General features: G+C 70.8%; 31 protein-coding genes and 1 tRNA gene. 12 read left to right on the top strand and 20 right to left on the bottom strand.

Features of this window, described 5'->3' with window-relative positions:
• Window positions 1-98: 98 nt before the first annotated feature.
• Window positions 99-767 (bottom strand): hypothetical protein, encoded by a 669-nt coding sequence (locus ACGFI8_RS10260; protein WP_392802640.1) that lies wholly within the window; start codon window positions 765-767, stop codon window positions 99-101.
• 114 nt (window positions 768-881) lie between these two features.
• Here ACGFI8_RS10260 and ACGFI8_RS10255 point away from each other — a divergent pair, with 114 nt between their 5' ends.
• Together ACGFI8_RS10255 and ACGFI8_RS10250 are read left to right on the top strand one after the other, a co-directional pair.
• Window positions 882-1,460: a SigE family RNA polymerase sigma factor gene (locus tag ACGFI8_RS10255; RefSeq protein ID WP_392802637.1), complete on the top strand. Its 579-nt coding sequence runs from the start codon at window positions 882-884 to the stop codon at window positions 1,458-1,460.
• Window positions 1,453-2,268, top strand: coding sequence for a hypothetical protein (locus ACGFI8_RS10250; RefSeq protein ID WP_392802634.1), 816 nt, complete (start codon window positions 1,453-1,455; stop codon window positions 2,266-2,268). The genes ACGFI8_RS10255 and ACGFI8_RS10250 overlap by 8 nt, the downstream gene beginning before the upstream one ends.
• A gap of 204 nt (window positions 2,269-2,472) precedes the next feature.
• On the opposite strand, the gene ACGFI8_RS10245 is transcribed toward ACGFI8_RS10250, so the two are convergent.
• The 4 genes from ACGFI8_RS10245 to ACGFI8_RS10230 form a co-directional block, all read right to left on the bottom strand.
• Window positions 2,473-3,375 carry a hypothetical protein gene (locus ACGFI8_RS10245; protein WP_392802632.1) on the bottom strand — a complete coding sequence of 301 codons (903 nt, stop codon included), beginning with the start codon at window positions 3,373-3,375 and terminating at the stop codon, window positions 2,473-2,475.
• Complete coding sequence (locus tag ACGFI8_RS10240; RefSeq protein WP_392802629.1) at window positions 3,362-3,877, bottom strand: SigE family RNA polymerase sigma factor; 516 nt, start codon at window positions 3,875-3,877, stop codon at window positions 3,362-3,364. The genes ACGFI8_RS10245 and ACGFI8_RS10240 overlap by 14 nt, the downstream gene beginning before the upstream one ends.
• Before the next feature lie 628 nt (window positions 3,878-4,505).
• Window positions 4,506-4,578: transfer RNA gene (locus tag ACGFI8_RS10235), tRNA-Ala, on the bottom strand.
• Window positions 4,579-4,651: 73 nt separating this feature from the next.
• Window positions 4,652-5,206 (bottom strand): YqgE/AlgH family protein, encoded by a 555-nt coding sequence (locus ACGFI8_RS10230; RefSeq protein WP_392802626.1) that lies wholly within the window; start codon window positions 5,204-5,206, stop codon window positions 4,652-4,654.
• A gap of 289 nt (window positions 5,207-5,495) precedes the next feature.
• Between ACGFI8_RS10230 and ACGFI8_RS10225 the strand changes: the two genes are divergently transcribed.
• Window positions 5,496-6,254, top strand: a complete 759-nt coding sequence (locus ACGFI8_RS10225) for an S-methyl-5'-thioadenosine phosphorylase (protein WP_392802901.1) — start codon at window positions 5,496-5,498, stop codon at window positions 6,252-6,254.
• Here ACGFI8_RS10225 and ACGFI8_RS10220 read toward each other — a convergent pair.
• The 4 genes from ACGFI8_RS10220 to ACGFI8_RS10205 form a co-directional block, all read right to left on the bottom strand.
• A complete protein-coding gene (locus ACGFI8_RS10220) occupies window positions 6,190-7,263 on the bottom strand; it encodes a sensor histidine kinase (protein WP_392802623.1) in 1,074 nt (357 codons plus the stop codon). The two genes, ACGFI8_RS10225 and ACGFI8_RS10220, sit on opposite strands and share 65 nt — an antisense overlap.
• The gene (locus ACGFI8_RS10215; protein ID WP_392802621.1) at window positions 7,256-7,939 is read right to left on the bottom strand and encodes a response regulator transcription factor; all 684 of its coding nucleotides are present in this window, start codon (window positions 7,937-7,939) and stop codon (window positions 7,256-7,258) included. Before ACGFI8_RS10215 ends, ACGFI8_RS10220 begins: the two co-directional genes overlap by 8 nt.
• A gap of 62 nt (window positions 7,940-8,001) precedes the next feature.
• Window positions 8,002-8,394: a hypothetical protein gene (locus tag ACGFI8_RS10210; RefSeq protein WP_392802618.1), complete on the bottom strand. Its 393-nt coding sequence runs from the start codon at window positions 8,392-8,394 to the stop codon at window positions 8,002-8,004.
• A gap of 54 nt (window positions 8,395-8,448) precedes the next feature.
• The gene (locus ACGFI8_RS10205; protein WP_392802616.1) at window positions 8,449-8,901 is read right to left on the bottom strand and encodes a MarR family winged helix-turn-helix transcriptional regulator; all 453 of its coding nucleotides are present in this window, start codon (window positions 8,899-8,901) and stop codon (window positions 8,449-8,451) included.
• Window positions 8,902-8,964: 63 nt separating this feature from the next.
• On the opposite strand from ACGFI8_RS10205, the gene ACGFI8_RS10200 reads away from it, so the two are divergent.
• Complete coding sequence (locus tag ACGFI8_RS10200) at window positions 8,965-10,536, top strand: MFS transporter (protein ID WP_392802613.1); 1,572 nt, start codon at window positions 8,965-8,967, stop codon at window positions 10,534-10,536.
• 52 nt (window positions 10,537-10,588) lie between these two features.
• Here the strand turns inward: ACGFI8_RS10200 and ACGFI8_RS10195 are convergent, their stop codons facing one another.
• Both ACGFI8_RS10195 and ACGFI8_RS10190 read right to left on the bottom strand, forming a co-directional pair.
• A complete protein-coding gene (locus ACGFI8_RS10195) occupies window positions 10,589-11,572 on the bottom strand; it encodes an aldo/keto reductase (protein WP_392802611.1) in 984 nt (327 codons plus the stop codon).
• 53 nt (window positions 11,573-11,625) lie between these two features.
• Window positions 11,626-12,240 carry a YdcF family protein gene (locus ACGFI8_RS10190; RefSeq protein WP_392802608.1) on the bottom strand — a complete coding sequence of 205 codons (615 nt, stop codon included), beginning with the start codon at window positions 12,238-12,240 and terminating at the stop codon, window positions 11,626-11,628.
• Between the two features lie 131 nt (window positions 12,241-12,371).
• On the opposite strand from ACGFI8_RS10190, the gene ACGFI8_RS10185 reads away from it, so the two are divergent.
• Window positions 12,372-12,770 carry a nuclear transport factor 2 family protein gene (locus ACGFI8_RS10185; protein WP_392802605.1) on the top strand — a complete coding sequence of 133 codons (399 nt, stop codon included), beginning with the start codon at window positions 12,372-12,374 and terminating at the stop codon, window positions 12,768-12,770.
• A 10-nt stretch (window positions 12,771-12,780) separates the two neighbouring features.
• On the opposite strand, the gene ACGFI8_RS10180 is transcribed toward ACGFI8_RS10185, so the two are convergent.
• The 4 genes from ACGFI8_RS10180 to ACGFI8_RS10165 all read right to left on the bottom strand — a co-directional run bounded on the left by ACGFI8_RS10180 (window position 12,781) and on the right by ACGFI8_RS10165 (window position 16,599).
• Window positions 12,781-13,881, bottom strand: coding sequence for a hypothetical protein (locus ACGFI8_RS10180; protein WP_392802603.1), 1,101 nt, complete (start codon window positions 13,879-13,881; stop codon window positions 12,781-12,783).
• A gap of 87 nt (window positions 13,882-13,968) precedes the next feature.
• Window positions 13,969-14,484 carry a SigE family RNA polymerase sigma factor gene (locus tag ACGFI8_RS10175; protein ID WP_392802600.1) on the bottom strand — a complete coding sequence of 172 codons (516 nt, stop codon included), beginning with the start codon at window positions 14,482-14,484 and terminating at the stop codon, window positions 13,969-13,971.
• Between the two features lie 160 nt (window positions 14,485-14,644).
• On the bottom strand, window positions 14,645-15,886 hold the full coding sequence (locus ACGFI8_RS10170; protein WP_392802598.1) for a cytochrome P450: 1,242 nt from the start codon (window positions 15,884-15,886) through the stop codon (window positions 14,645-14,647).
• Between the two features lie 128 nt (window positions 15,887-16,014).
• Window positions 16,015-16,599 (bottom strand): Uma2 family endonuclease, encoded by a 585-nt coding sequence (locus ACGFI8_RS10165; protein WP_392802596.1) that lies wholly within the window; start codon window positions 16,597-16,599, stop codon window positions 16,015-16,017.
• 211 nt (window positions 16,600-16,810) lie between these two features.
• Here ACGFI8_RS10165 and ACGFI8_RS10160 point away from each other — a divergent pair, with 211 nt between their 5' ends.
• Window positions 16,811-17,518, top strand: coding sequence for an SDR family NAD(P)-dependent oxidoreductase (locus ACGFI8_RS10160; protein WP_392802593.1), 708 nt, complete (start codon window positions 16,811-16,813; stop codon window positions 17,516-17,518).
• A gap of 158 nt (window positions 17,519-17,676) precedes the next feature.
• Window positions 17,677-18,204, top strand: a complete 528-nt coding sequence (locus ACGFI8_RS10155; protein WP_392802590.1) for a Uma2 family endonuclease — start codon at window positions 17,677-17,679, stop codon at window positions 18,202-18,204.
• Between the two features lie 16 nt (window positions 18,205-18,220).
• Here ACGFI8_RS10155 and ACGFI8_RS10150 read toward each other — a convergent pair whose 3' ends face one another.
• A complete protein-coding gene (locus tag ACGFI8_RS10150) occupies window positions 18,221-19,375 on the bottom strand; it encodes a hypothetical protein (protein WP_392802587.1) in 1,155 nt (384 codons plus the stop codon).
• A 249-nt stretch (window positions 19,376-19,624) separates the two neighbouring features.
• On the opposite strand from ACGFI8_RS10150, the gene ACGFI8_RS10145 reads away from it, so the two are divergent.
• A complete protein-coding gene (locus ACGFI8_RS10145; protein ID WP_392802584.1) occupies window positions 19,625-20,419 on the top strand; it encodes a hypothetical protein in 795 nt (264 codons plus the stop codon).
• 15 nt (window positions 20,420-20,434) lie between these two features.
• Here ACGFI8_RS10145 and ACGFI8_RS10140 read toward each other — a convergent pair whose 3' ends face one another.
• Together ACGFI8_RS10140 and ACGFI8_RS10135 are read right to left on the bottom strand one after the other, a co-directional pair.
• A complete protein-coding gene (locus ACGFI8_RS10140; protein WP_392802582.1) occupies window positions 20,435-20,893 on the bottom strand; it encodes an iron chaperone in 459 nt (152 codons plus the stop codon).
• Between the two features lie 88 nt (window positions 20,894-20,981).
• Entirely contained in the window at window positions 20,982-21,437 is a 456-nt protein-coding gene (locus ACGFI8_RS10135) for a carboxymuconolactone decarboxylase family protein (protein ID WP_392802580.1), read from the bottom strand.
• A 164-nt stretch (window positions 21,438-21,601) separates the two neighbouring features.
• Here ACGFI8_RS10135 and ACGFI8_RS10130 point away from each other — a divergent pair, with 164 nt between their 5' ends.
• From ACGFI8_RS10130 to ACGFI8_RS10120, 3 genes are read left to right on the top strand one after another with little or no spacing between them, the layout of a single operon-like run.
• Complete coding sequence (locus ACGFI8_RS10130) at window positions 21,602-23,866, top strand: ATP-binding protein (RefSeq protein WP_392802577.1); 2,265 nt, start codon at window positions 21,602-21,604, stop codon at window positions 23,864-23,866.
• A gap of 26 nt (window positions 23,867-23,892) precedes the next feature.
• Complete coding sequence (locus ACGFI8_RS10125) at window positions 23,893-24,144, top strand: type II toxin-antitoxin system Phd/YefM family antitoxin (RefSeq protein ID WP_392802575.1); 252 nt, start codon at window positions 23,893-23,895, stop codon at window positions 24,142-24,144.
• Complete coding sequence (locus tag ACGFI8_RS10120) at window positions 24,141-24,512, top strand: type II toxin-antitoxin system VapC family toxin (protein ID WP_392802572.1); 372 nt, start codon at window positions 24,141-24,143, stop codon at window positions 24,510-24,512. The genes ACGFI8_RS10125 and ACGFI8_RS10120 overlap by 4 nt, the downstream gene beginning before the upstream one ends.
• Window positions 24,513-24,550: 38 nt before the next feature.
• Here the strand turns inward: ACGFI8_RS10120 and ACGFI8_RS10115 are convergent, their stop codons facing one another.
• On the bottom strand, window positions 24,551-24,922 hold the full coding sequence (locus ACGFI8_RS10115; RefSeq protein WP_392802570.1) for a nuclear transport factor 2 family protein: 372 nt from the start codon (window positions 24,920-24,922) through the stop codon (window positions 24,551-24,553).
• A gap of 266 nt (window positions 24,923-25,188) precedes the next feature.
• On the opposite strand from ACGFI8_RS10115, the gene ACGFI8_RS10110 reads away from it, so the two are divergent.
• Window positions 25,189-25,431: a restriction endonuclease gene (locus tag ACGFI8_RS10110; RefSeq protein ID WP_392802567.1), complete on the top strand. Its 243-nt coding sequence runs from the start codon at window positions 25,189-25,191 to the stop codon at window positions 25,429-25,431.
• A gap of 15 nt (window positions 25,432-25,446) precedes the next feature.
• On the opposite strand, the gene ACGFI8_RS10105 is transcribed toward ACGFI8_RS10110, so the two are convergent.
• Window positions 25,447-25,701 (bottom strand): hypothetical protein, encoded by a 255-nt coding sequence (locus tag ACGFI8_RS10105; RefSeq protein ID WP_392802564.1) that lies wholly within the window; start codon window positions 25,699-25,701, stop codon window positions 25,447-25,449.
• Window positions 25,702-25,748: the final 47 nt, after the last annotated feature.

Genomic DNA, 25,748 nt, shown 5'->3' with positions numbered 1-25,748 from the left:
CGTCGGTTGTTGCCGTTGATCCTCGGGCGGCGCATCAAGGCGATGACGCACGCCGAGGCGCAAGCGCTCGCCGGACCGGTACGACGAGCCGCTCTGGCTCAGACCGAGTGCCGGACGCCGTTGTCGAACGCCACGTCCCGCTCCCCCGGCAGCGCAGCCCGGACCGCGTCGGCGAACGCGAGCGCCTCACGCTCGTCGTGCAGCCGGACCAGGAGCAGCTCGCAGCCCGGTGTGCCCGCCAGCACCCGGATCCCGCCGGCCGTAACCATGGCGACGGGCTCCCGCGCCCCGACCGCGCGAATGCCCGGCCGCGTCCCGATCCCCACGAGCCTCCCGTCCAGCGCCCGCCGACCACGCGACAGCACGACGCGGTCACCGAGCCGAGCACCGGCGTGGTCGGCCGTGGCCTCGTCCAGGAGTACCTCCTCGGGCCCGACCGGCATCCGCCCGGCCCGCAGTTCGAAGCTGCGCAGCTCCGGATCCTCGGCCGCGGTCACGACCGTCGCCTGCCGCAGCGGGTCGTGGTGCACATCGACGGTCACCCCGTACAGCGTGTCGTCACACTCCGCCGACGCGACCTGCCGCAGCGAGGCGACCACCGCCACCGCGCCGGCGTCGAACCCGCCACTGAGCCGCACGTGCGCCCCGCCCGCCAGGTCAGCGAAGTGCAGCCCGGCCTCTTGTACGACGTCGTGCGCCGCCATGAGCAGCGCCCCGGCCAGCACGAACACCGTGCCCGCCGCCGTGACCTTCCCTCGCGCGTCCACCGCAGGATGGTATGCCGAGGGGCGCGCGGGAAGTGCCCGAAAATTCCATGCAACCTTCCACCCGGCCCGGCGTGTTGAAGGTGTTTCCACCAACTGGGGCAAGGGATGGCTTCGATGGTCGCGGCGGCACGGGGCTCCGCGGCCAACGAAGTCGATCTAGGCTGCATGGGTCTCGTTCCTGACCGGAGTACCGCACCGTTGGTCGTAGCCCCCGAATTCGCCGACTTCTACGCGGCGACGTTCCCCCAACTCCTGACGCAGCTCCACGCGTTCGTCGGCGACCGGGCCGAGGCGCAGGACCTTGTCCAGGAGGCGTACACGCGCGCCTTCGCGCGGTGGTCGGCGATCTCACGCTTTGAGGATCCGGTCGGATGGGTGCGCCGGGTCGCCTGGAACCTCGCGATCAGCCGCTGGCGGCGCGCCCGGCGGCTGCTGCATTGGCGCCGCGACCTCGCGCCGCCCGACGTTGAGGGCCCGGACGGGCTGTCGCTGGACCTCACCCGCGCGCTATCCAAGCTCCCGCCGATCTACCGGCAGGCGGTCATCCTGCATTATGTTGCGGACCTGCCGGTGCGCGACATCGCGACCTTCACCGGTGCCGCGGAGGGCACCGTGAAGGCCCGCCTGCACCGCGCCCGGACGATGCTGAACGAGCTGCTCAGCCTGGACGACGGGCGGTCGGGCAATGGCTGAGCGGGACCCGCTGCGGGAGCGCTTCGAGGCGTTCCGGGACCAGTCCGTGCGCGTCGCGCGCCCGCCCGGCCCGGAGTCGATCCCGGGCGTCCTGCGCCGCCGCAAGCGTCGGAGGCTGACCGCCGCGGCCGCGGCCGTCGCCGCGGTGCTCGCCCTGGCCGTGCTGCCGACGCTCGGCGACGCCCCGCGCCCGCCCGACCCGTTCGTCTCCGGCACCCCGACGCCGACCCTGACCAGCGAGCCGGCCCCGACCTCGGCACCACCCACCACCACCGGCTCACCGGGCATGCAGGCCGGCGGACCGGCCGGCAGCGCCACCGCCAAGCCGTCGAAGTGCGCGACACCCCCGGACGGCGCCGCGTACGGCGATCCCTCCGTGTACGGCAACGAAGTACTCAACGGCGTCCCCTATTCGATCCGGCCGTCCGACTACTTCGACCAGTGCCCGGCCTACCGCCTGCGCTTCGTCGAGGCCCGCTACGTGTGGGACCGCAACCGCCAGCTCATCGTCCTGGCCTCCACCACCGAGCACTACCTGACCAAGGCGTCGCCGACCGTCCCGGCCCCCAAAATCAACGAGATATGGGGCCCGTGCGGCGAGGGCTACGTGGCCCTGCAAACCACGAAGCCGATCCCGGCCACCGTCCCCAACTCGGTCCAGGACACCCCGAGCGCCTACCTGAACCTGCTGCAAAAACACGCCTACGCAGCCTTCAGCTTCTGGCACTTCCCAACCTCAGCCGAGGAGCGCAACAACAGCAACTGCGGCCCACCCACCGCCACCCCGTCAACCTCCCCAACCCCGTAGCGCTCCGGCGGGCGGCGAAGCCCCCGCCTGGAGCGAGCGAAGACATCCCACGGCTCGCCCTCCGCCAAGCCCCGGCCACCATCGACCGGCACGTCGAGGACGCCCGCAGCCCCGGTCCGACGAGGACCGGGGCTGCCGCCTTCGTCTCAGGCGATCTGGCGGGGAGCGTTGCCGCACCGTTACGAAACGATGGGTGAGGCGACGTCAGCCGGTCGGGGAGCCGCCCGTGCGCTCGATCGGCCGGTCCCGGTGCGTGAAGCCGGTCGGCGGCCGGAGGTCCAGCGGCGCCAGGTTCTCCGGCGTGCGGGGCAGCCACTCGTAGTCGATCGTCGCCGAGCGCCCGCCCTTGGCGCTGGTCACGCGGTACGGCAGGTAGGTCTCCGCGTCGACCCAGAGGTCCTGCGAGGCGCGCAGTTCCGCCGGCAGGCCGGTGGCCTGGATGTGGTACGTGTCATGCCCGGCGACCCGCTCCCGCCCGACCAACCTGAGGCTGCTGGCGTCGAGCAGCGCGCGGATCTGCTGCGGGTCCTGGTACGGGTCACCCTTGAGCGCGTCGGCGGGCAGCCCCGTCGGCGGCGTCGACCTGTACGTCCACCATGCCTTCTCGCGGTAGTCGATGACGAGTACGTCCTGTGCCTGGGTAATCGGTCCGGAGGTGATGACCGAGCTCATCGGACCGGCCGGCCCGGTGCTGTCCGCGCGGCTGCGCTGCGTCGCGACGTCGATGCGGAACTCGTCCCTGACGTCGGTGCTCACGACGAACCGGCCGACCAGCACGTAGTCGCCAGCCCTGGCCAGCGCGGCGTCGGACTGTGCGGTCACGTACGCCACGTCGCGCAGCTGGACGTCACCCTGGCCGCCCGGCGTGCCCTGGACGTTCTGCGTGGGCGGGGCGTGCTGGCCGCTCTCGCCGCCGGTGCCGGTCAGCACGCCGACAACCGCGACGGCGGCGACGAGCGGCAGCGCGATCCCGGCGCGGGTGGCCAGCGCCTGGCGCGTATGCCTGCGGCGCACCGTGTCGGCCAGGTCGGGCGCGGCCTCGATCCCGGTCACCGCGTCGGACATGCGTCCGCGCAGCAGGCCGGTGAACTGGTCATCGGTGAGCATATGGTGCCTCCTCGGGTTGATCGGCCAGCAGCTCGCGCAGCCGGGCCAGGGCGCGGGACGCGTACGACTTGACGGTCCCGGTGGTACAGCCGAGCAGTTCTGCGGTCTGTTCGACGGAGAGATCCTCGAAGTACCGCAGGACGACGACCTGGCGCTGACGGACCGGCAGCTCGGCGAGCGCCCACACCACGGCGTCCCGGTCGGCGACCCGGTCGAGCCCGGCGTCGGCGCCGCACAGCAGGTCGGGATCGGGCGGCAGCGGAGCCTCGGACGGACGGCGGAACAGCGTCCGCCGCCGGTCGTGGGACAGGTTGACGAGGATCCTGCGTACGTAGGCGTCCGGTGCCCGCCGGGCGACTGCCCACCGCCGGGCGGCCCGCAGCAGCGCGGTCTGCAGCAGATCCTCGGCGTGGCCACGGTCGCCGGTCAGCAGGTAGGCGGTCCGTAGCAGCGCCGTCGACCTCGCGTTGACGAAGTCAGTGAAGCTGGCATCGACTCTCACACCGTTCAGAACTCCGCCGACGGCGATCCGGTTGGCATTTCGGCAGCAGCCGCCCGACCGCGCTGCCCGAACGGTACTTCGGAGCTGAGTCGGAAATCAGCCGCATCGAGAGCCGCCCCGACATGCTGCTGTCCACACTCGCCAGCTACCTCGCCGCGGCCGGTGACCGTCCACGCGTGGTCGTCACCGTCGCCGGCCACGACGTCGAGATCGACCTCACGCCGCTGATCAGGCACTGAGCACCGGACAGACGCGGACGCATCATCCGCCGCATTTCGCCGACCGGACGCACCAGTCCCACCCGCCGCGTTTCCCGGCCGGCAGGCCCCGCCGGAGGCAAAGACCGCAACTACCCGCGAAGAAGGCAGGGAGGCGCCCCAGCGCCGACCGGTGTCTGACGGGAGCAACGGCCGCAACCCCGACGAACCGGAGCAAAAAAATGGCCGAAGCCAACCGCCGAGCGAAGCGAAGGCACAACCGTAAGCGGCAGGCGAAGGGTAACCACCGACACGGGGGTGCGGGTGGCGAAGCCCCCGCCCGGAGCGAGCGAAGCGAGCGCGAGGAATCCACGAATCGCGAAAGCGAAAAAGGCGCTCCCGCCTTTGAGCAGGGAGCGCCGATCGATGAGTGGAGCCGAGGGGACTCGAACCCCTGACCCCCACACTGCCAGTGTGGTGCGCTACCAGCTGCGCCACGGCCCCATCTGGTTTGTGCCGCTCTCGCGGGCACTCACGGAATAGTACACACCTCGCGGAGTGGGGTCACATCGGGTGGCTAGTTCTGGGTGGGATCGGACGGGTAGTGGGCGACGGCGGCCATGAGGCCGCCCTGGCGGCGTAGGACCATCTGCCACAGGTCGTCGGGGCGGGGGGCGAAGGCGTCGCTCGGGAGGGCGTCGAAGACGAACCATGAGCCGCCCTCGATTTCGCGTTCCAGTTGGCCGGGGGACCAGCCGGCGTAGCCGGCGAAGACGCGGACGCCCAGGACGCCGGCTACCAGGAGGTCGGGGTCGCCGGAGAGGTCCACGGTGCCCACGGCGCCGGAGACGCGGTTGAAGCCCGCCAAATCGTCCACGCCGGGGCGGGTGCGGGCCAGGCAGATCGCCGCCTCGGGCTGCACCGGGCCGCCCTCGAACACTACCGGCGGCTCACCCGCGAGCGCGCCCCAGCCGCCGAGCACGTCGGCCACCTGGACCTCGGTCGCGCGGTTGAGCACGACGCCGAGCGCGCCGCCCTCCTCGTGCGCCACCACCAGGACCACGGTGCGCTCGAAGTTCGGGTCGCGGAGCGCGGGCGTCGCCACCAGCAGCCGCCCGGTCAACGACTCCATCGCCCTCCCTCGCCGCTTTCTGGACGCACCCCTGCCGTTGCCCGACGATCCGGGCCGCGGTGAGCCGCGGCCGGTTGGGGGCTGACCGGACGACTGTCCCCCCATCCCACCGAGATCCCCGTGCATGGACATCAGCCCCACCAGCAAACATCACCGACCGGGCGGCCGACGATCGGGCGCGCCGGATGGATCTTCGCGAAGCGGGGTGCGAGGGTCATGTCTCGCACCATAGCCTGACCCGCGCGTCCCGGTTAGGGTCTGTTCCGTGACCTCACTCGCGGACGTCGCCGTGATCGGCGGCTCGGGGCTTTACGCGCTGCTCGACGACGCCGAGGAACACGTGGTCGACACGCCGTATGGCCCACCGTCTGACCCGATCACGATCGCCTCGGTGCAGGGGCGGCGCACGGCGTTTCTGCCGCGGCACGGGCGCGACCATCGGCACCCGCCGCACCGGATTCCCTATCGGGCGAACCTGTGGGCGCTCAAGGAGCTGGGCGTGGCGCAGGTGCTGGCGCCGTGCGCGGTGGGCGGGCTGCGGCCGGAGCTCGGGCCGGGCACGTTCGTGGTGCCCGACCAGCTGATCGACCGGACGTCGGGGCGGGTCCAGACGTTTTACGACGACGGGGCCGTGCACGTGAACTTCGCCGACCCGTACTGCGCGACCGGGCGGGCGGTGGTGAAGAAGGTGGCCGCCGAGCACGGCATCGAGGCGGGCGACGGCACGATGGTGGTGGTCGAGGGGCCGCGCTTCTCCACGCGGGCGGAGTCGCGCTGGTACACCGCCATGGGCGGCGCGGTGGTGAACATGACCGGCCACCCGGAGGCGGTGCTCGCCCGTGAGCTGGCGCTCTGCTACACGTCGATCGCGCTGGTCACGGACCTCGACGCGGGGGTGGAGGGGGACCACGGCGTCACCCAGGAGGAGGTGTTCCGGGTCTTCGCCGAGAACACCGAATGGCTGCGGCGGGTGCTGCTCGACGTCATCCCGCGGTTGCCGGAACGACCTGATGACCCGTGCCGGCACGCCCTGGACGGTCTGCGGTAGGCAGCCGCACCACGAAGCGGCAGCCCTCGCCGACGTTGTCGACGGCCACGGCGCCCTGGTGGGCCTCGACGAGGCCGCGCACGATGGCGAGGCCGAGTCCTCCGCCCGCATCCTTCGCGGGTGTACGCGCGGGTGCCCCCCGAAACGCCACGTCGAACACCCGCGGAAGGTCGGCCTCCGGGATGCCGCCGCACGTGTCGCTGACGGCCAGCCAGCCGCCCCCGGCGTCCTGGCCGCCGGTGACCGTGACGGTGCCGTCGGGCGGGGTGTAGCGGATGGCGTTGCGGATGAGGTTGTTCACGACCCTGGACAGCTCGGGGACGGATCCGCGGACGACGGGCCAGCCGGCGGTACCCCCGGAAGGCTCCGCAACGATCCGGATGTTCCCGGCGGCGGCCAGCGGCGTCGCCGAGGCGATGGCGTCGGATATGACGTCGCCGAGCGGGACGTCGGACAGCGACAGCCGCAGCGCGCCGGCGTTGATCCGGGACAGCTCGAACAGGTCGTCGACGAGCGCGGCCATGCGGTCGGTCTCGGCGCTGATGCGGCGGTGGTAGTCGGCGACGGTCTCCGGGTCGGACACGACGCCGTCGTCGAGCGCCTCGGCCATGGCTCGCAGGCCGGCGAGCGGGGTACGCAGGTCGTGCGAGACCCAGGCGACGAGCTCGCGGCGGCGGGCCTCGGCCTCGCGCTCCCGCTCGCGCGCCTCGGCGGCCCACATGCTGGCCCGGGCGAGGCGCCGGCCGGACCAGAGCCCCACGGCGAGCGAGACGGTGGCCGCCGTGCCCACGACGATGAGCAGCACGTGCAGGTCGTGGTCGGAGATGAACATCTGCATCGCCGCGCCGAGGATGCCGGTCAGCACGCTCAGCACGGTGACGAGCAGGATCACCCCGATGTGCGCGGTGACGGAGCGGCCGCGCAGCGCCCGGAGCACGCCGAGGCCGGCGACGGCGACGGCGAGCGAGCCGCCGAGCGCCATCAGGAAGGTGTAAAGGACGTCACGCATACTCGTACCGGTATCCGACGCCCCAGACGGTGAGGATGCGCCGGGGTTCGGCGGGGTCGTCCTCGACCTTCTCCCGCAGCCGTCGCATGTGGACGGTGACGGTGGACTGGTCGCCGAACGTCCAGCCCCACACCTGCTCCAGCAGCTCGGCGCGGCGCAGCACCCGCCCGGGGTTGCGCATCAGGAACACGAGCAGGTCGAACTCGCGCACGGTGAGCGCCAGCTCCCGGCCGCGCAGGGTCACCACCCGCCGCGCGACGTCGACCCGCAGGTCGCCGTCGACCAGCTCGCCGGCCTGCGGCTGCGGGGGCGCGCTGCGGCGCAGGACGGACTGCACGCGCAGGACCAGCTCCCGGGGTGAGAAGGGCTTGGTGACGTAGTCGTCGGCGCCGATCTCCAGGCCCAGCACGCGGTCGGACTCCTCGCCGAGGGCGGTGAGCATGATGATCGGCAGGGCCGGGTCCTGGGTGCGCAGCCGCCGGCAGACCTCCAGCCCGTCGATGCCGGGCAGCATGAGGTCGAGCACCACCAGGTCGGGGCGTTCGAGGCGGTAGGCGTCCAGCGCCGCCTGGCCGTCGCCGGCGAGCCGGACGCTGAAGTCCTCCCGCTCCAGGTATCGCCGGACGACGTCACTGACGGTCGGATCGTCGTCCACGACGAGCACGCGCTGCCCCATCGTTCGAGCGTAGAGCGCGCACCGCGGCGGACCCCGCGCCGCGGGTGGCCGTAAGCGAACCGTCAGGTCTCGCCGCCGAGGTCGGTCCCGTAGGCCTCGTACAGCAGGTCGGCACCGCGCTGGCGGTGCTGCCACACCTCGCGGATGAGCAGGTCGGCGTGCTGGCGGACCCACTCGTGCGAGTGCGGTTCTGCCAGCCGGCCCTCCAGCTCGTCCAGCGCGGTCGAGACCGAGCGGTGGTCGCCGACGAGATCGTCGAGGTACGGCGCCAGGCGCGGCGCGTCGTGGATCACGCCCGCGTAGAGGCCCGACGGGCCCTCCGTCACCTCGACGTGTTCGGCGAAAGCCGCCTTGAGCTGTGCCACCGCGCGGCTCACCTCGGGCCGCCACGCCGGGTCGCCGACCGGCGTCTGGATGGCGTGTTGCATGCGTTGAATACCGCCGAGCAGTTCCATGCCGCACCTCCTGCCCCCATCCATGATGTGACGTGGGACACATCCGTGTCCAGCTCAGAGCGTGGGGATCTCCTCCCCGTCCGCGGCGGCGGCCTCGGTCATCCGGACCAGCCAGGCGTTGACGACGGCGAGCTCCTCGGGGGTGAACCCGGCCGCGAGGCGGGCCTCGACGGCCCGGACGGTCGGCATCGCCTCGCCGAGCCGGGCGCGGCCGGCCCCGGTCAGGAAGATCTGCTGCGAGCGCCGGTCGGTGGGGTGCGGGCGGCGCTCCACCAGGCCGGCCCGCTCGAGCCCACCGAGCATCTCGTTGGCCGACTGGCGGGCGGTGGAGACCTTGCGCGCCACGTCCGCCACGGAGAGCCCGGGCACCTCGTCCAGCATCAGCAGCGACGCGAACTGCGCGACCGACAGATCGTGCTGGACCAGCGCCTCGGCCACGACCCCGCGCAGGGCGAGCCAGGCGTGCCGGACGAGGAAGGTCGAGCAGGCGTCCGAAGCGGCGTTCACCCGACCATTGTGCGCCGGTGGCACTATTGACAGGTACCTGACATTCCTGCCAGTGTGGCGAGCATGACCGTCAGGGACCTGTCAATCAGCGTATCCCGGCAGCGCCGAGTGCTGTCGGTCCTCGTGTTCGCCGCGGTACTCATCTGGATCGACACCACCATCCTGGGCATCGCCCTGGAGCGCATCGCGGACCCGCGCACCGGCCTCGGCGCGACGCCGGGCGAGCTGCAATGGGCCGTCGGCTCGTACGCTCTGCTCTTCGCCACCGCGCTCTTCGCCGCCGGCGCGCTCGGCGACCGCTACGGCCACCGCACGATCCTCGTGCTCGGCCTGCTCTGCTTCGGCGCCGCGTCGGTCTGGGCCGCCGAAAGCCAACATCTGACGGGCAACGCCACGGGCCTGATCCTGGCCCGCGGCCTGATGGGCCTGGGCGGCGCGATGATGATGCCGACCTCGATGGCGATCATCGGCGCGACCTTCCCGCCCGAGCGCCGGGCCGGGGCGATCGCCGCGTGGTCGGCCTCCAGCGGCGTCGGCGTGGCGCTCGGCCCCCTGCTCGGCGGCGTGCTCGTGGACCACTTCTGGTGGGGCTCGGTCTTCCTGGTGAACCTGCCCGTCGTCGCGCTGGCGCTGATCGGGATCGCGGTCGCGGTACCGAATCCGAAGCTGGCGCAGCGGCGGCGCCCGGACCCGGTCGGGCTGGTGCTGTCCACGGCCGGGCTCGCGCTCCTCGCGTACGGGCTCATCGAGGCCGGCCAGGATACCGACTGGGCCCGCTGGCGGGTGTGGGGCCCGATCGCGCTCGGCCTCGTGCTGCTCGCGCTGTTCACCGTCTTCGAGTGGCGCTCCCCCGAGCCGTCGTTCGACCCGCGACTGTTCCGCAACGGCCGGTTCAGCGCCGGCAACCTCGCCCTGGCCGCGCTCTTCTTCGGCATCACCGGCCAGATGTTCTACGGCAACTTCTACCTGCAGGGCGCCCGCGGCATGAGCGCGCTGGACACCGGCCTGGCCTTCCTGCCCGGCGCGCTCGGCGTCGCCGCCGGCTCCCCACTGGGCGCCCGGCTGGCCCGGCGCTTCGGCGTCGGCCTGGTCAGCGGCGTGGGCCTGCTCGTCGTCGCGGCCGCGTTCCTTACCAACCTGGCCTTCGACATCGACACGCCGCTGGTCTTCTTCTGCACCGTCGGGTTCGTCAGCGGTACCGCGATGGGCCTCGCGATCGCGCCCACCGTGGCCGCCGTCATCGCGGTCCTGCCACTGGACCGGATGGGCGCCGGATCGGCGGTGAACAACACCGTCCGGCAGGTCGGCAGCGTGCTCGGCATCGCGCTGCTCGGCACGGTCCTCACCACCACCTACCGGGACCGCATCGAGCCGTCGCTGGCGAACCTGCCGGCCGCGGCCCGCGACGCCGCCTCGCCGTCCGCGGAACACACCCGCGCGGTCGCCGACGCGCTGCACCGCCCGGACCTCGCCGACGCGGCCAACCGCGCGTTCATCGCGGCCATGCACGTGACCGCGGCGTCCGCGGCGGTCGTCGCCTTCCTGGGTGCGGTACTGCTGATGCTCGCCTTCCGCACCCGGCGCGCCCGGGCGGCCACCCAGCGCCCCGAACCGGCGCTCGCCGGCCGCCCCTGACCCGCCCGCCATGCAACCGCGGATCATGAACGGCCGGCGAGTCAGGCAGGCCTCACCCCCGGCCCATCAACCTCTCGACCTCGGCCAGCTCGGCCGGCGTCAGCGGGCCGTGGGCCAGCGCGCCGGCGTTCTCCTCGACCTGGGCGACCGTGCGGCAGCCCGGGATCGGAACGGTCCGCGCGTCGTACGCCCACAGCCACGTCAGCGCGCCCTGCGCCAGCGTGCGCCCGCCCGAGGTCAGCACGTCGCGGATGCCCTCGACGCGGGCCAGGAACTCGGGCGAGGGGCGGCCGTCGGTGAAGTACGTCAGCCACTCCGGGCTCAGCCCGCGCACGTCGTCGCGGGGCAGCTCCGAGGTCGCCGTGTAGCGCCCGCCGAGCAGCCCCATCGCGAGCGGCCCGCGCACGATCACGCCGAGGTCGTGGTGCTCGGCGACGGGCAGCACCCCGAACGAGCCCCGCAGTACCGAGAGGTCGGCCTGGATCGTGGCGCAGTGCGGGCCCGCGGCCGCGAACGCGTCGGCGCGCTCGGGATGGTCGGTGCTCCAGCCGTACGCCCGGATGAGCCCCTGTGCGACCAGGTCCTCCAGCACCGGCACGAGCTCGAGCGCGGCCGGGATCGGCAGGTCGTTGATGTGCAACTGGTAGAGGTCGATGTGGTCGGTGCCCAGCCGGCGCAGCGACTCGCGCACCGCCCGGCCGACGCCGGCCGGCGAGCCGTCGTCCGGGCCGACCTGGCGGGTGCGCTCGTCGAAGGTCCCGCCGAACTTCGTGGCGATCACGGCCTCGTCCCGGCGGCCGGCCAGCGCGCGGGCGAGGACCTGCTCGCTGCGGCCGGCGCCGTAGACGTTGGCGGTGTCGAAGAACGTGACGCCGAGGTCGAGCGCGCGGCGCACGGCCCGGATCGACTCCTCGTCGTCGACCTCGCCCCAGCCGAGCGGCTGCTCGCCGGCCCAGAACGGGCCGCCGATCGCCCAGCAACCCATGCCGAGCCCGCTGACCTCGATGCCACTGCGCCCCAGGAATCGCGTTTTCATGCGGTCGACACTGCCACCTGGAGCGCGCTCCAGGTCAACAGGTCAACCACGGGTCAACAGTTCGTCTGCACGAACTCCGCTTTTCCGGATGCGGCCCATTGATACGGAATTTGCCGAAACCAGTAGAGCGGCGGTAGATGCGAGGTGGCCACGTACACCTGACCGGGGAAACAGCGGGTGACGCGCAACCGCGCGCGCCATGCGTGGTCGGCGGTCGTCACGAGAACGACCGAATGCCAGCCGTACTGCCGCGCGAGCCGCCCGATCGCCCGCGCCTCGCCGCGGGTCGTGTTCGGGTCGGGGTGGAAACACAGCACGGTGACGCCGGGCTCGGCCGGCAGGCAGCGGCCCGAGTCGGCGTCGGACTGCACCGTGGACTGCACGAGATAGTCGGCGCGGTGCGCCTTGGCCAGCTCGATCGCGAGCCGGTCCCGGTCGTCGTCGCCCGGCCCGCCCAGCTCGACGATCGCGTCGACGTGCGCCGGGACGACGGGCAGGCGCGGCCACACGAAGTAGCGCGCCGTCAATCCAAGAAACCCGATGAGCGTGATCGCCACGGCGATCAAAATGCGATTCCGCCACCTCCGGCTCATGCGCCGCAGCATTTCAGCCGCAGTTGAAGAAAGCGTGGACGCCGAATCGGGAAGTCGCCCGATTTCTGCGGACATGAGGTACGTGCGACAATGCGCTGGCAGCCATTTACCAGCGCATTCTCGGCGTTTTCTCAGGCGTGATCTGCGTCACTCGCGGTGCAGCACCTCACGCAGCCACGGCGCGAAACCGGGCGGGTCCAGCACAAATGCGATGTGCCCACCGGGAAACGGCACCGGCTCGCGAGATCGTCACCTCCTACGCCGCCGCCCTGGAGAACGGCGACGCGGCGGCACTCGTCGCGCTCCTCACCGAGGACGTCACCTGGTCGATGCCTCCACTTCCGCACTGGTACCGCGGGCTGCCGGCCGTCACCGACTTCGCGCTCCGGCTGCCGCTGAGCGTTTGCGGCAGCTGGCGTCATCTGGTCGCGGCGGCGAACGCGCAGCCCGCCGTGGCCAGCTACCTGCGCGCCGGCGAGACCGGCGCGCACGAGGCGTGGTCGCTCGACGTGCTGACGTTGCGCGACGGCCGGATCGCGGAGATCACCTCGTTCATCGATCCGGCCGTCTTCGCGCGCTTCGGCCTCCCGCCGCGCCTGCCGTGAACGCCCGCGCCTACCGCGAACAGGTCCATACGACCGGGACCGCGTCCGGGCCGGGCACGTAGCCCGCGACCGTGACGCCGTCGTCGCTGATCGCCGACACGACGACGCCATGGCCCCCGCCGGGCGGCCGCTTCACCGTCTCCCCGCCGGGCGGCAGCAGCTTCACCGTCTCTCCGCCGGCCACGAGCCTGCCGTCGCCGGCCGTCCAGCCCTGCCGGTTGACCGCCTCGATGACGGCGTCGCCCGTGATCGCGCCGGTCGCGGCGTTCAGCAGCAGCCCGCCGCCGGCGATCCAGATGGTCACCCAGCCGCCGCGGATCGACATCGCCCTGGAGCCGCCGTTGGTGGGGTTCTGGGTGACGTCGCCGCCGGTGACGGCGGCCTTTACCAGCTCAAGCGTGCCGTCCGGCCGCCACAGCGCCGCGGTGCCGCTGCCGCCCGTCTCGCTCACGCTGCCCACGATCGTGCCGTCCTCGTCGATGCCCATGGCCCGGCCCTGCCACCCGGCTCCGGGCAGCGCCAGCATCGTCGGCTTGTCGTTGGGCGAGCGCCACATCGCCGGCCGGTTGCCCACCACGCCGGCGATCATGCCGCGCTCGTTGACGGCGTTCGCCTCCGCGACGCCGCCGCTGAGCCGGGTCACCTTGCCGCCGGCGTACACCCAGGCGGCGGGCTTGTCGTCGCCGCTCGGGAAGCTCGTGCCGACCGCGAGGCCGGTCGACGTGGCGTCACGCAGCTCCTGGTCATCGCCGGACATGGGCACCGGGACGGGCCGGCGATCGATCCAGATCACGGCCTGCGGCTTACCGTTGGGATAGGTGCGCCCGAGGATGTACTTCCCGGTGGGGTCCGCGCCGGTGACGACCCCCTTGGGCGACCCTGACGCCGTCGTCAACTGCTGTGCGGTACAAGCGAGGGATTTCGGCTTTTCGGTTTTTTCCGATGCGGCCAGCTGGGCCGGCGTGACCGTGTTGTCCGCGCCGACCCGCGGGCCGAGGCCCGCGAACGCCCATCCGGCGGCCAGGACCACGATCACGGCCGCTCCCGCGCCGGCCACTCCCATCGCCCGCACCCGGCGGCCGTGCCGCTCCCCGTCGGCGACCGCTCGCATTACATCCACTGTGGACCTCCCTGGTTCCCCGTTGTCAAGGGCGCGGAACACCGCCGCGCCGAACCGCTCTTCGGCGTCCATTGCGGATCAGCCCTCCAATCTGACGTTGACCGTGTCCCCGAGCAGGCGCCGCAGCGTCGCCAGCCCTCGGGCGGATTGACTCTTGACGGTGCCGGCCGAGCAGTCGAGCGCCGCGGCGACGTCCTCGACCGACATGTCGCACAGGAAGCGGAGGATCAGCACGGCCCGCTGCCGCGGCGGCACCCGCTCGAGCGCCGCCCGCACCGTCACCGCGTCGGTGACCCGCTCGTCGAGGCGGACCCCGGGGTCGCCCCGGTCCGGCAGGTCGGCCACGAGCGCGGTCCGTGCCCAGGGCCGGCGCTTCTCGTCGACGTACGCCCGCACGAGCATGGTCCGCACGTACTGGTCGAGGTGCTCGACCTCGCTGATCCGCCGCCACCGCACGTAGAGCCGGGTGATCGTCTGCTGGACGAGGTCATCGGCCCGATGCCCGTCCCCGCACAGCACGTAGGCCAGCTTGTGAAGCCCGGGCAGGCGCCCGTTCACATACTCGACGTATTGCCGCTGTCTCTCGGTACGCACCGGTTGGCATCCCTTCCGCCCTGCGTCCCGACTTCAACGGCTCGCCACCCGCTCCAGGTTGCATGCACCTCGAACGGCAGCACGAGTCCGTGCGCCAGGTCCTTGCCGCGGGGCGGTCCCGTCCGCGACAGCGGGGTCTGATGCCAGCCGACAGCGGCCGCTAGGAGATCGTGACCGGGATCTCCTGGTAGCCGTGAAAGGTCATCAGGTCGAGGGTCCGCGGCGGACCGGCCAGCGACAGCCGCGGGAATCGGCGCAGCACCATCGGCAACGCGAGCTGGATCTCCAGGCGGCTGAGCGCGGCGCCCAGGCAGTAGTGCGGTCCGACCGAGAACGACATCGGATGGTTGTCCGGCCGGCTGGGGTCGAAGACATCCGGATCCGCGAACCGCCGCGGATCCCGATTCGCCGCCCCGAGCAGGACGAGCGCCTCGCCGCCGGCCGGCACCGGTACCCCCATGATCTCGGTGTCCGCCGCCGCCCACCGGACCCCGAACTGGACCGGCGTCTTGAACCGGAGAATCTCCTCCACGTATGCGGGCGCCAGCTCCGGCCGGTTCGTCAGCTCGGCGTGGGCCTCGGGCCGATCGAGCAGCAGGATGAGCCCGTTGCCGATCGAATGGACGCTGGTGAGGAACCCGGCGTTGTATAGCCCGATCAGGTTGGAAACCAGTTCGGCGTCGCTGAATTCGGCCTCCCCGGACGCCTGGGCCTGGAGGAGTGCACTGGTGAGGTCGTCCCGCGGCGCGGCTCGGCGCGCCGCGATGAGGTCGGCGAAGTACGCGGTCAGCTCGCCCGCCGCCGCGTCGCCCGCCTGCAGGTATCGCCAGTTCTGCGGGCCAGGCTCCAGGACCAGGGAGAACGGTTCCGACCGGGCCGGGAACCACGCCCGGTCCTCCTCCGGTACGCCGACCAGCTCGCCGATGACGTCGCTCGGGAGCGGATAGGCGAACAGCGCCATGAAGTCGACCGGCCTTCCGCCGGCCCCCATTTCCTCGAGGTGGTCGAGGCGGCGATCGATGAGCCGGACGATCGCGGGCTCCAGCCTCGCCATCCGCCGCGCCGTGAATGCCTGCGCCAACGGCCGGCGCAACCGGGCGTGCTCCGGCGGGTTGAGAAAGAAGACCGTCTGCTGCAGCACCTGCAACGACGGCCGGCGCCGCCACAGCGGCTCCGGGCGGCGGTCCAGCTGATCCAGGTACGCGGCGTCCAACATGCGGAATGTCGAGTCGCGCATCAGCCGTTCGATCGCCTCGTACCCGTGCACGACGACCGAGTACCGGTCAACGGCGGGGTCGAGCGGGCTGGCCTGGCCGAGGCGGTGCAGATCGGCGTAGAAGGGATACGGGTCTCGCCGGCCTTCGGCCGAGAACAGATCCTTCAGGGCGATAACGGTCTGCATCGGGCCACGCCTCCCTAAGGCGTCCGGAAACACACCAAGCGTCCGGCCGATGATAGTCCAGCAAGTGAGAGACGTCGATGATTCCTCGCGATCCGCTTTGATGATCGCCTATCTATAGATCAGCTCGGCTAAGCCGTCCGCGACACCCGGCGCAGCAAAGAACTGGTGTCGAGGGCAACCACGAACGGCTCCCGCACGGTCATCACCGCACCCGCTTCGGCTACCGCATGCTCGACGTACTGGGAGCCGTCGAGTCGCAACATTCGCAACGTCACCGAAGCCGGCGGCTCCTGCTCGACGAGCAGGTACCAACCGATGCCGGCGGCGGCGTACAACTGCGGCTTGACCAGGCGGTCCGCGCCCGCATTGCCCGGCGAGACGACCTCGACGACCAGCAAAACGTCGGACGCATCGATCACGAGACCGTCGTCATCGGTGTCCGCCACGACAATGTCGGGAATCAGGATGCGGTCGGTCTGCAGACGAACGTTCACGGCTTCGAGCACAAGCAGGCCGGCCGCCGAGGCCGCGTCATCGAGCACCCTCGCCAACTGCAGGGACAGGCGCTGGTGTCGCTTGCTCGGCGCCGGGCTCACCAACAAGCTCCCATCCAGCAGCTCGATCCGATCCGCCGTCTCACCGAGCGCAAGGTACCCATCCTCGTCCCACGGCCCCTCATGCTCAAACACGGCAACGGCTATCAGCTCACTCACCTCCCGACGGCTGCGCCACAAGCCTGCCATGCTGACCGGCCACCGGCGACGCGCACGCCTGAAGACTCACCGTGGGAGTGTAGAGCATAAGGCCATGTGGCCAAATCCCTCGATGGAGGGTACGACACCATGCCCGCGATTGGTACATGACCGCGATACGGGGCAGACGACGCAGGTTGCGCACGCCCTCATCCACGCGAAGGAAGGCACCATGACTCCCCACAAAGTCGCCGTCATCACCGGTGCGTCCCAGGGCATCGGCGCGGCGCTCGTGAGCGCGTACCGCAAGCTCGGCTACGCGGTCGTCGCGAACTCTCGCTCCATCACGCCATCCGATGACCCCATGCTCCTGACCGTCGCGGGCGACATCGCCGACCCGGCCGTCGGCGCCCGCATCATCGAGCAGGGCCTGGCCGCGTTCGGCCGCATCGACACGCTGATCAACAACGCCGGCGTTTTCCTGGCCAAGCCGTTCACCGACTACACCGAGGCGGACTACGACCTCATGACCGGCGTGAACCTGCGCGGGTTCTTCGAGATCTCGAAGCGGGCCGTCGCCGCGATGCTCACCCAGGGCGGCGGGCACATCGTCAACATCTCGACCAGCCTGGTCGACCACGCCCGTTCGAGCGAGCCGTCCGCACTGACATCGCTGACCAAGGGCGGCCTCAACGCGGTCACCAAGTCCCTGGCGATCGAGTACGCCGCTCGTGGCATCAGGGTCAACGCCGTCTCGCCCGGCGTCATCCGTACGCCGATGCACCCGCCCGAGACCTACGAGGCCCTCGCCCGCCTGCACCCGCTGGGCCGGATGGGCGAGATCAGCGACATCGTCGACGCGATCACCTACCTGGAGAACGCCCCCTTCGTCACCGGCGAAATCCTGCACGTCGACGGCGGCCAGAGCGCCGGCCACTGAGTCCGTCCGCCCCCAGGCTCACAAGCCACGAGCTGATAGTGGCCATGTGGCCCTATTATGGATGCATGCTTGCGCGCCGGACCAGGGCTCAACACGCCAACGATGACCTGGCCGCCGGTACCATGAGGCGATCGAGACTGCAGGAGGGCAGGCACGACATGACAGTCGCATCGAACCTGCCCGACCGGCCGCTGACCCTGGACGACGTCACTCGCCTCGCCGAAGCCGACAGCAACCACCGGTTCGAGTTGAGTGAGGGGAATCTGGTCGTCATGCCGCCGGGCACCTGGCGCCACCAGGAAATCAGCATGCTTATGAGCGCCTGGTTGCTGACTCATGGCTACCGCGGTCGCGTCAACGTCGCACCGGGTGTGCGCACCGCGACCGACAACCTGAACGGCCGCATCCCGGACCTGGTCGTCACCAATGGGCCGGTCGCGGACGACACCGTCTGGCTGGACCCGGCAAGGGTCGCCTTGGCGGTCGAGATCGTGTCAAAAGGCTCCGAGCGGATGGACCGCTGGCTCAAGCCCGTCGAATACGCCGCGGCCGGCATCGCGCTATTCTGGCGCGTAGAGCCCGACGACACCGTGAACCAGTTCCGCCTCGACGGCGATCGGTACGTCGAATACGGCTCGGTTTCCCTGGACGATCTTCTCGCCGGAGACGTGCCCAGCCTGGCCTGATCCCACCAGTCGCAGATCAGCCGATTGCTGCGTGCAGCACCCGGGCCTGCGTGCCGTCGTCGACACCGGCCAGCAGTTCACTGTCGCGCAGCGCGACCGCGAGATGGTGCTGCCGGCCGCAGGACAGTTCGGCCGGCGCGGGTACCGGCCGCCAGTCGATCCCGTCGGTGGTCAGCCAGAGGCGATAGCTGGTGCCGTCGCAGACCACCGCGACCGCGCGGCCGTCGCCGACCGCCAGGCCGGCAACCCGGGCCACCTCGGTGCCGCTCGTCGAGCCGAACGGTCGCGCCGGCTGCCAGCCGCCAGAGCGGCCGCGGAGCCAGGAGGCGAAGCGCCCTTGGCGTACCCCCACCGCGAGCGCCCCGTCCGGCCAGCCCGCGATCCGCTCGACCGCCGTGTCCCCCGCCGCATCCGGGAGCACCTCACGCTGCCAGGCCACGCCGTCCGTCGACCGCCACACCAGGGGTTCGCGGGCGGCGCCGGGCGAGTTGTGGCGCTGCAGTGCGCCGGCGAGCAGCCACGTGCCGTCGGCCAGCGCGGCAGCCGCGCTCGCCTCGGTCATCGCGTCGGCGTCCGAGGAGAGCGCCGGGTCGCCGTCGACAAGAGCGAACTGGCCGCCGTCCGACGACTGCCACACCACCGCGCCGGCCCGGCCGTTCGCGCCGATGCGGTTGCCGGCCAGCACGAAGCCGCGCGTACCGGCGGCAACGGCGTTGACCCCGATCGCGGCGTTGCCGCCGAACAGCTCGAACCGAGCGGGCACCTCCCGCAGCGGGCCGTCCGGCAGCATCGCCACCCAACTGCTCGTGCGCGGGTTGGCGTGCACCCCGCCGGCGGTGGCGCCGAGCGCGACGAGCCGGCCACCGGCGCACCCGGCGGAGTACAGCAGATTCTGCGGCCCGTACACCGACACAGGCTCCACCCGCAGCGCCTGCCACGACCTGCCGTCCGCACTGCGGAACAATCCCGGGGCGGTCACGTCCGGTCCGGTGCGGGTGCCGCCCACCGCGTACCAGGAGTCGCCGCAGCTCACCACGTCGGTCACGGCGAGGCCCGGTGCGATGTCCGGCGCGGCCTGCCAGCGCACGGAGACCGCCGACGGCGACGGCCGAGGGGCCGGCCCGTCACAGCCGGACAGGGTCAGCGCCAGCGCCAGCCCCCCGGCGGTCATGGCGGCCGCTTCCGTACCAGTACGCCACGAGCCCATCGGATCCACCTCCCGGTCCATTCTCAACGTCAAGGATCTGAAGCCGGCCATCCCCCGCTTCTGGCGCGTAGAGCCCGACGACACCGTGATCCAGTTCCGCCTCGACGGCGATCGGTACGCATACGCAGCGCGAGGAGCCACACAAGGCCGACGCGGGCCACGAGGCCCGTTGCATCCCAGTCTCTGATGATGTATCGGCCGCGGTGTACGGTGATGCACGCCGATGGCAGTCGCGTTCACGAGGAGGCCGAGCACGCTGTGGACCACCGCGTCTGGTTCGTCCTCGGAGTACTCCTCGGCAATGGTGTCGGGTGTCTGCTGGCCGTCTTCTGCCTGGTCCGGATGACCGACCAGCGACGGACGGTGCGCAATCGCCTTCTGCTGGTCCTGATCGGGTCGTGGGCGCTGGTCGAGACCGCGCGCGACGACATGCTCTTCGTGGCCGCCACCGCCATCCACATGAGTGATTATCAGGTCCATTTCTTCCTGGCCCCGAGCATGGCACTGACCGCGGTCGCCGTCCTGTTCACGATGGCCGTCTTCTGGTTGGCCGCCGCGCGCCCTCGACCGCTGTGGACGGTCGGGGGCGGGACGGCGGTCGGTCTGTTGTTGGCCGCGACAAGCCTGCAGGCGGCATTTTCCGGCCGCACCGGATCGGCCATGTCGATCGATATTGTCAATGCCGCAGTGATTGCCGCTGGACTCGGCGCGATGACCGGGATCGCGGTGCGGCTGGGAACCGGGGCCACCAGCCGACCGGCAATCGCGACTGCCGTCACGCTGCTGGCGATCTGTCTGACGATTGCGCAGTACCTGATTGCCGGAGAGGTGACGACCGATCCGTCCATCGCGGTCGACAGCGACGCAGGGATCGATCCGATCCAGTTGGCCGTGTTCACCGCAGTGGCCTTCGGAGTCCGGGCCATCGTGCTCACCTTCATGAGCATGATCGACGAGAGCCGCCCAGAGCCCTTGGTGGACCACGTCGACGCCCGCAGCAGCCGGTAGCCGGCCGCCCGGTCCTCAGCTCACCGCCTGCTTCACGAGCGCGCCGATCCTCGCCTCGTCCTCGGCGGTCAGCGCGGTCAGCGCGAACGAGGTCGGCCACATGGCACCCCCGTCGAGGTTCGCCTCGTCACTGAAGCCGAGTGTCGCGTACCGCGTCTTGAACTTCGCCGCGCTCTGGAAGAAGCAGACCACCTTGCCATCACGGGCGTACGCGGGCATCCCGTACCACAGCTTCGACGTCAGGACCGGCGCGTTGGCCTTGATCACGGCGTGCAGCCGCTCGGCGATCACGCGGTCGGACTCCGACATTTCGGCGATCTTCGCGAGCACGTCGCTCTCCGTGTCGGCCTTGGCGCCCCGCCGAGGGCTGGTCTTCAGCTCCTTGGCGCGCTCCTTCATCGCGCTGCGCTCCTCGTCGGTGAAACCGTCGTACTTCTCGCCGTTCGTGGTGGTGGTCTTCGTCCTGGTCGACATGACAACGTTCCGTTCTGTGACGTGTGGTTTCGGGGAACTGGCTTGCTTCAGCGTGGATCGATCTCGTTGGCCTTGATCAGAACCAAGGTCACCACTTGCCCGCCTGCTGGCGGGTCGGCGCGTTGAGCCGGTTGAAGGCGTTGGCGACCGCGATATTGAGCAGCAGCGCGGCCAGCTCCTTCTGGTCGAAGTGCTTCGCGGCCACGTCCCACACCTGATCCGGCACCGGATCGGGCCGGTCGGCGAGCCGGGTCACGGCCTCGGTCAGGGCCAGCGCGGCGCGCTCCTCATCGCTGAACCAGGGCGTCTCCCGCCAAGCGGCGACGGCGTGCAATTGGTCGGCGGTCGCGCCGTGCTGGCGGGCCTGGTGGGCGCCCCCAGCCACACACGGCCCGCAGCCGTTGATCTGGCTGGTCCGCAGGTGGGTCAGCGCCAGCAGCTTGCCGTCCACCCCGGCGCCCGCGATGGCTCTGGTGACGGCCATCAGGGCCTCCATCGCCTCGGGGATCAGAACCGCCGGATTCGGCATGCGCTCGGTCGACATCGATTCTCCTTCGTCGTCGGTGTTGCTGACAGGAGTCATCCGACCATCGGCGCGCCGTGGCCCGCGCGGTCCGTGGGACACCGTGGGACACGGAGAACCCGGCTCAACAGCGCAAACGCATCGCCGATCCGTTTGCGTGAAGCGGGACGGGTACGGTGTCGCACGTGTCCAGCCCCCAGGAACGACTGGTGGCTCAGCTCGCCCAGATCAAGGAGCTGAGCGGGCTCAGCCTGCGCGCCCTCGCCCGCCAAGCGGGTCTGAGCAGTTCGTCGCTGTCCCGGTACCTGACCGGTCGGCTCGTGCCGCCGTGGGAGGCGGTCGTGGCGCTGTGCCGGGCCGTGGGCCGCGACCCCCGGCCACTGCGCGCGGTGTGGGCCGAGGCGACCAAGGCCGGCGCGGCGCCCGCCCCGCGCCGCAACGACCTGCCGGCCGACCTGTTCGACTTCACCGGCCGGGAGGCGGAGTCCGCGCTGGTCGAAGAGCTGCTGCGCACCACCGGCGCGGTCGCGATCGACGGCATGGCGGGCGTGGGCAAGACCAGCCTGGCCGTGCACGTGGCCCATAGGGTCGGCCCGACGTATCCGGACGGCGGGCTCTACCTCGACCTGCACGGCTTCACTCCCGGCCAGGAGCCGCTGGAGCCGCAGGCCGCGCTGGGCCGGCTGCTGGGCGCGTTGGACGTCACGCACCCCCCGGACAACGCCGCCGAACGCGCGGCGCTCTGGCGGTCGGAGCTGTCTCGCCGGCGGGCACTCGTCGTGCTCGACAACGCGGTCGACGCGGAGCAGGTGCGCCCGCTGCTCCCCGGCGCGGGGAAGTCTGCGGTCCTGGTCACTAGCCGCCAACGGCTGGTCAGCCTGGACGGGGTGCCGCCGGTGTCCCTGGAGCCACTGGCCAACAACGACGCGGCACACCTGTTCGGCCGGGCGGCCGGGCTTGCGCTCACCGAAGAGGAAGCGGTCAGCCAGGTGCTGCGGCAGTGCGGCGGGCTCCCGCTGGCGCTCCGGATGGCGGGCGCGCGGCTTCGCCACCGCCCAGGCTGGACGGTGGCGGTGCTGGCCGAGCGGCTGCGCGACACTGCCGGCCGCTTCGACTCCGTGTTCGGCATGTCGCTGCAGCAACTCGACGCTGTTCAGCGCCGCGTGTTCCGGCTGCTGGGCGTGCTGCCGGGCGCCGACTTCGACGCGGCAGCGGCGGGCGCGCTCGCCGACATGCCGTCCGACCGGTTGGGAGCGGTACTGGAGGAACTGGTCGACGCCCACCTGCTCCAGGAGATCTCGCCCGGGCGGTACCGGATGCACGACCTGATCCGGCAGTACGCGGCGGACATCGCCGCCGACGAGGAACCGCAGGCCGAAGCCGCCCTGCGCCGAGTCCTGAGCCACTATCTGGCGCAGGCGGTTGCCCACGATCGGACGCTGCCCTCGCCGCACCGCAGGGAACCCTCGCCGGGCGATCCAGCGAAGGCCATGGCCTGGTTCGATCTTGAGTACGTCAACCTGGTCGCCTGTTTCGACGCCGCCGTGCGGCTCGGCATGGACGAGGTGGTGGCCGAACTGCCGCAGGCCATGCGGGTCTGGTTCTTCCGGCACCGCGGAACCGACGACCAGGCACGCCTCCTCGAAGCCGCCGCGGCCGCCGCTGGACGTCTCGGCCACGACCAGCAGCGGGCTTCGCTGCTGGCAGACCTCGGCTTCGCCCGTGCCGCCGCCGGACGCCTCGCCGAGGCGCTCTCCGCCTACGAACTGGCCGAGCGGTCCGGGCCCGACGACAACGACCTCGCCGCCGGTCTGGCGCTGCGCATCGGCTTCGTGCACCGGGATCTCGGCGACCTCCAAGCGGCACAGGCACACTTCCGGCGTGCACGCGAGCTGTTCGAGAAGATCGGACACCGCGCCGGGCAGTCCCAGGCGCTGGCCTTCGACGGATGGGTGACCCTTCATCTCGGGCGACACAGCGAAGCCGTCGAACTCGCCCGGTCTGCCGTCGCCCTGGCCGACGGCCCGGCCCAGATCACCGGGCTCGTCACCCTCGGTGTCGCACTGGCATCGGACGACCCGACGGAGTCTCTGCGAACACTGCACGACGCATTGCGGCTGTCCGAGCAAAACAACCTTCAACACAACCTGGCGCTGTGCCACAACTATCTCGGTGTCGCGCTGCGGATCATGGGTTCACCCGAGCAAGCGCTCGAACACCACCGGCGCGCCTTCGAGCTGCTGGAACCCCTGGCCGAGGTACAGCTGGAGATCGACTTTCTGCACACCTACGCCGAGACATGCCGCGCGGCGGGTCGCAATGACGACGCGCTGGCGCTGCTCGACCGGACCATCGAGTTCGCGCGGAAGCTGGGCCGGCCGCACGACGAGAACCTCGCCCGTACGGCGCGGGAAGCCATCGTGGAGAGCGCGCAGCCGCCCACCTATTAGCTAAGCTGTTAGCTAAGGAGGTCGCAGTGTCCGAAGCAGCCGCATTCAACATCCACGACGCCAAGACCAACCTTTCGCGGATCATCGACCGCGTGGAGCACGGCGAGGAGATCATCATCAGCCGGGCCGGCACACCGGTAGCAAAGGTCATCCCCTTGAACCGCCGAGTCAACCGCGCGGGCCGCGGCTCGCTCGCCGGCCGTCTGGCCATGGCCGACGACTGGGACTCGTCCGACGTCAACGACGCGATTGCCCGTGACTTCGGCCTGACGTCGTGAGCCTTCTCCTCGATACGCACGTCGTCCTGTGGTGGCTCGCCGACGATCCAACCCTGCCCGACGCCATCAAGGACCAGCTCGACCACGAGCCGGACGTCTACCTGAGCTCGGCAACCGTCTGGGAAGTGGCAATCAAACAAGCCCTCGGCAAGCTCCAGCCGGCCGACCTACCCGAGCGCGTCCGCGACGCCGGCTTTCGACCCTTGCCGATCACCGCCGAACACGCCATCGTCGCAGGCCGTCTGCCTCTCCTGCACCGCGATCCCTTCGACCGGATGCTCGTCGCCCAGGCCCAGGTCGAAGGCCTGACACTGGCCACCCGCGATCCCGAAATCCAGAAGTACGATGTCAGCATCCTTCCGCTCTAAGGTCTGTTTCATACCTCGGTGGGTGCAACGGTCGCCTACTAGAGCGGAGTCTCCTGATAGGTCGCCTCGCGCCAGTGAGCGTCCTGGCGCAGCCAGACCTCGCCGACGAGCACATCGCGGGGCACGGGCTTGCCTGCGTAGGTGCCATCGAGCGTGCTGTGGAAGCTGACGAGCGCTTCGTCCGGGCCGAGCGGCGTCGTGGTCAGGTCGTCCGTCAGGTAGCCCCGGAAAGCGTAGTCGTTCAAGTGGTCGAGCAGCTGTGCGCGCCCGTCGAAGCGGGCATAGGACATGATCGAGACATGGTTGTCGGTGACGAGAGCTGCGACCTTGTCCCGGTTTTGTTCGATGAACGCGGTTCGCAGCTCGGCCACGGCAGCGGCCAACTCGCGATGCAAACGGTCCCCCTGCACGTTCGTACCCCCTTACTGCGGCCGGGCAAGCCCGCGTCTCCTGGCATCCCGAAGTCGCGACCATCGGGACATAACGGGAATGGTTCTACCCACCAGGGCGCCGGGTAACACGGTCAAACATGTTGACCACAGCTGGGGAGCGAACGAAGCGAGCGCGAAGGATCCTCCACCGCCAACGGCGAACGCCCGGGGCGTTTCAACAGTGGAGGTAGTGACGGCCTACTTGAACCGGCCGAGAACTTGAACACACGCTGGCCGCGTCTCCCGTGGTCACACAGCTTCATGGCGTAATGACGACACATGGAGCTGATCAAGGCCTCCTCGTCGCGTGGGGCGGGCCAACAAAGCCCGCCCGCAGCGCCCTCAAGAACCAGCACCTGCGTGTCCGAGTGCGGGAGGCGCCCGATGTAGTGGATGCCACGCTGCGCACCTACGACCGACTGCCGGAGGCCGTAAGGGCTCGGCCGCCTCTGCGTCGCGCATGGATGCCCGGGGACGCCGGCCTCTGACAGGCAGCGACGAACTCAAAACACTCCGGCGGCCACATCGATCTCGATGGGGCCGCCGGAGTCGATCTCCACTGGAGGTAACGGTGGCTTACTTGAACCTTCCATCGACGCAACGCCCGGTGCCGCTGAGGCGCAAGTGATCTCCTCGCAGACCGGACCCGTTACTGTCGCATATCGAAAGGCAAACCATCGCGGATCGGAACCGTCGTCGAGAGCGGCCCAGTCGGTTCCGTCAAGGATTCTGCGCAGGTCGGAGATCTCCTCAGCCACTCCGACATCATGCCCCCGACCGACACGTTTCCGGCTCTGCGGATCGA

This window comes from Dactylosporangium sp. NPDC048998 (genome assembly GCF_043197855.1).
GTDB lineage: Bacteria > Actinomycetota > Actinomycetes > Mycobacteriales > Micromonosporaceae > Dactylosporangium.
This window is presented reverse-complemented; position numbering and strand designations above follow the sequence as displayed.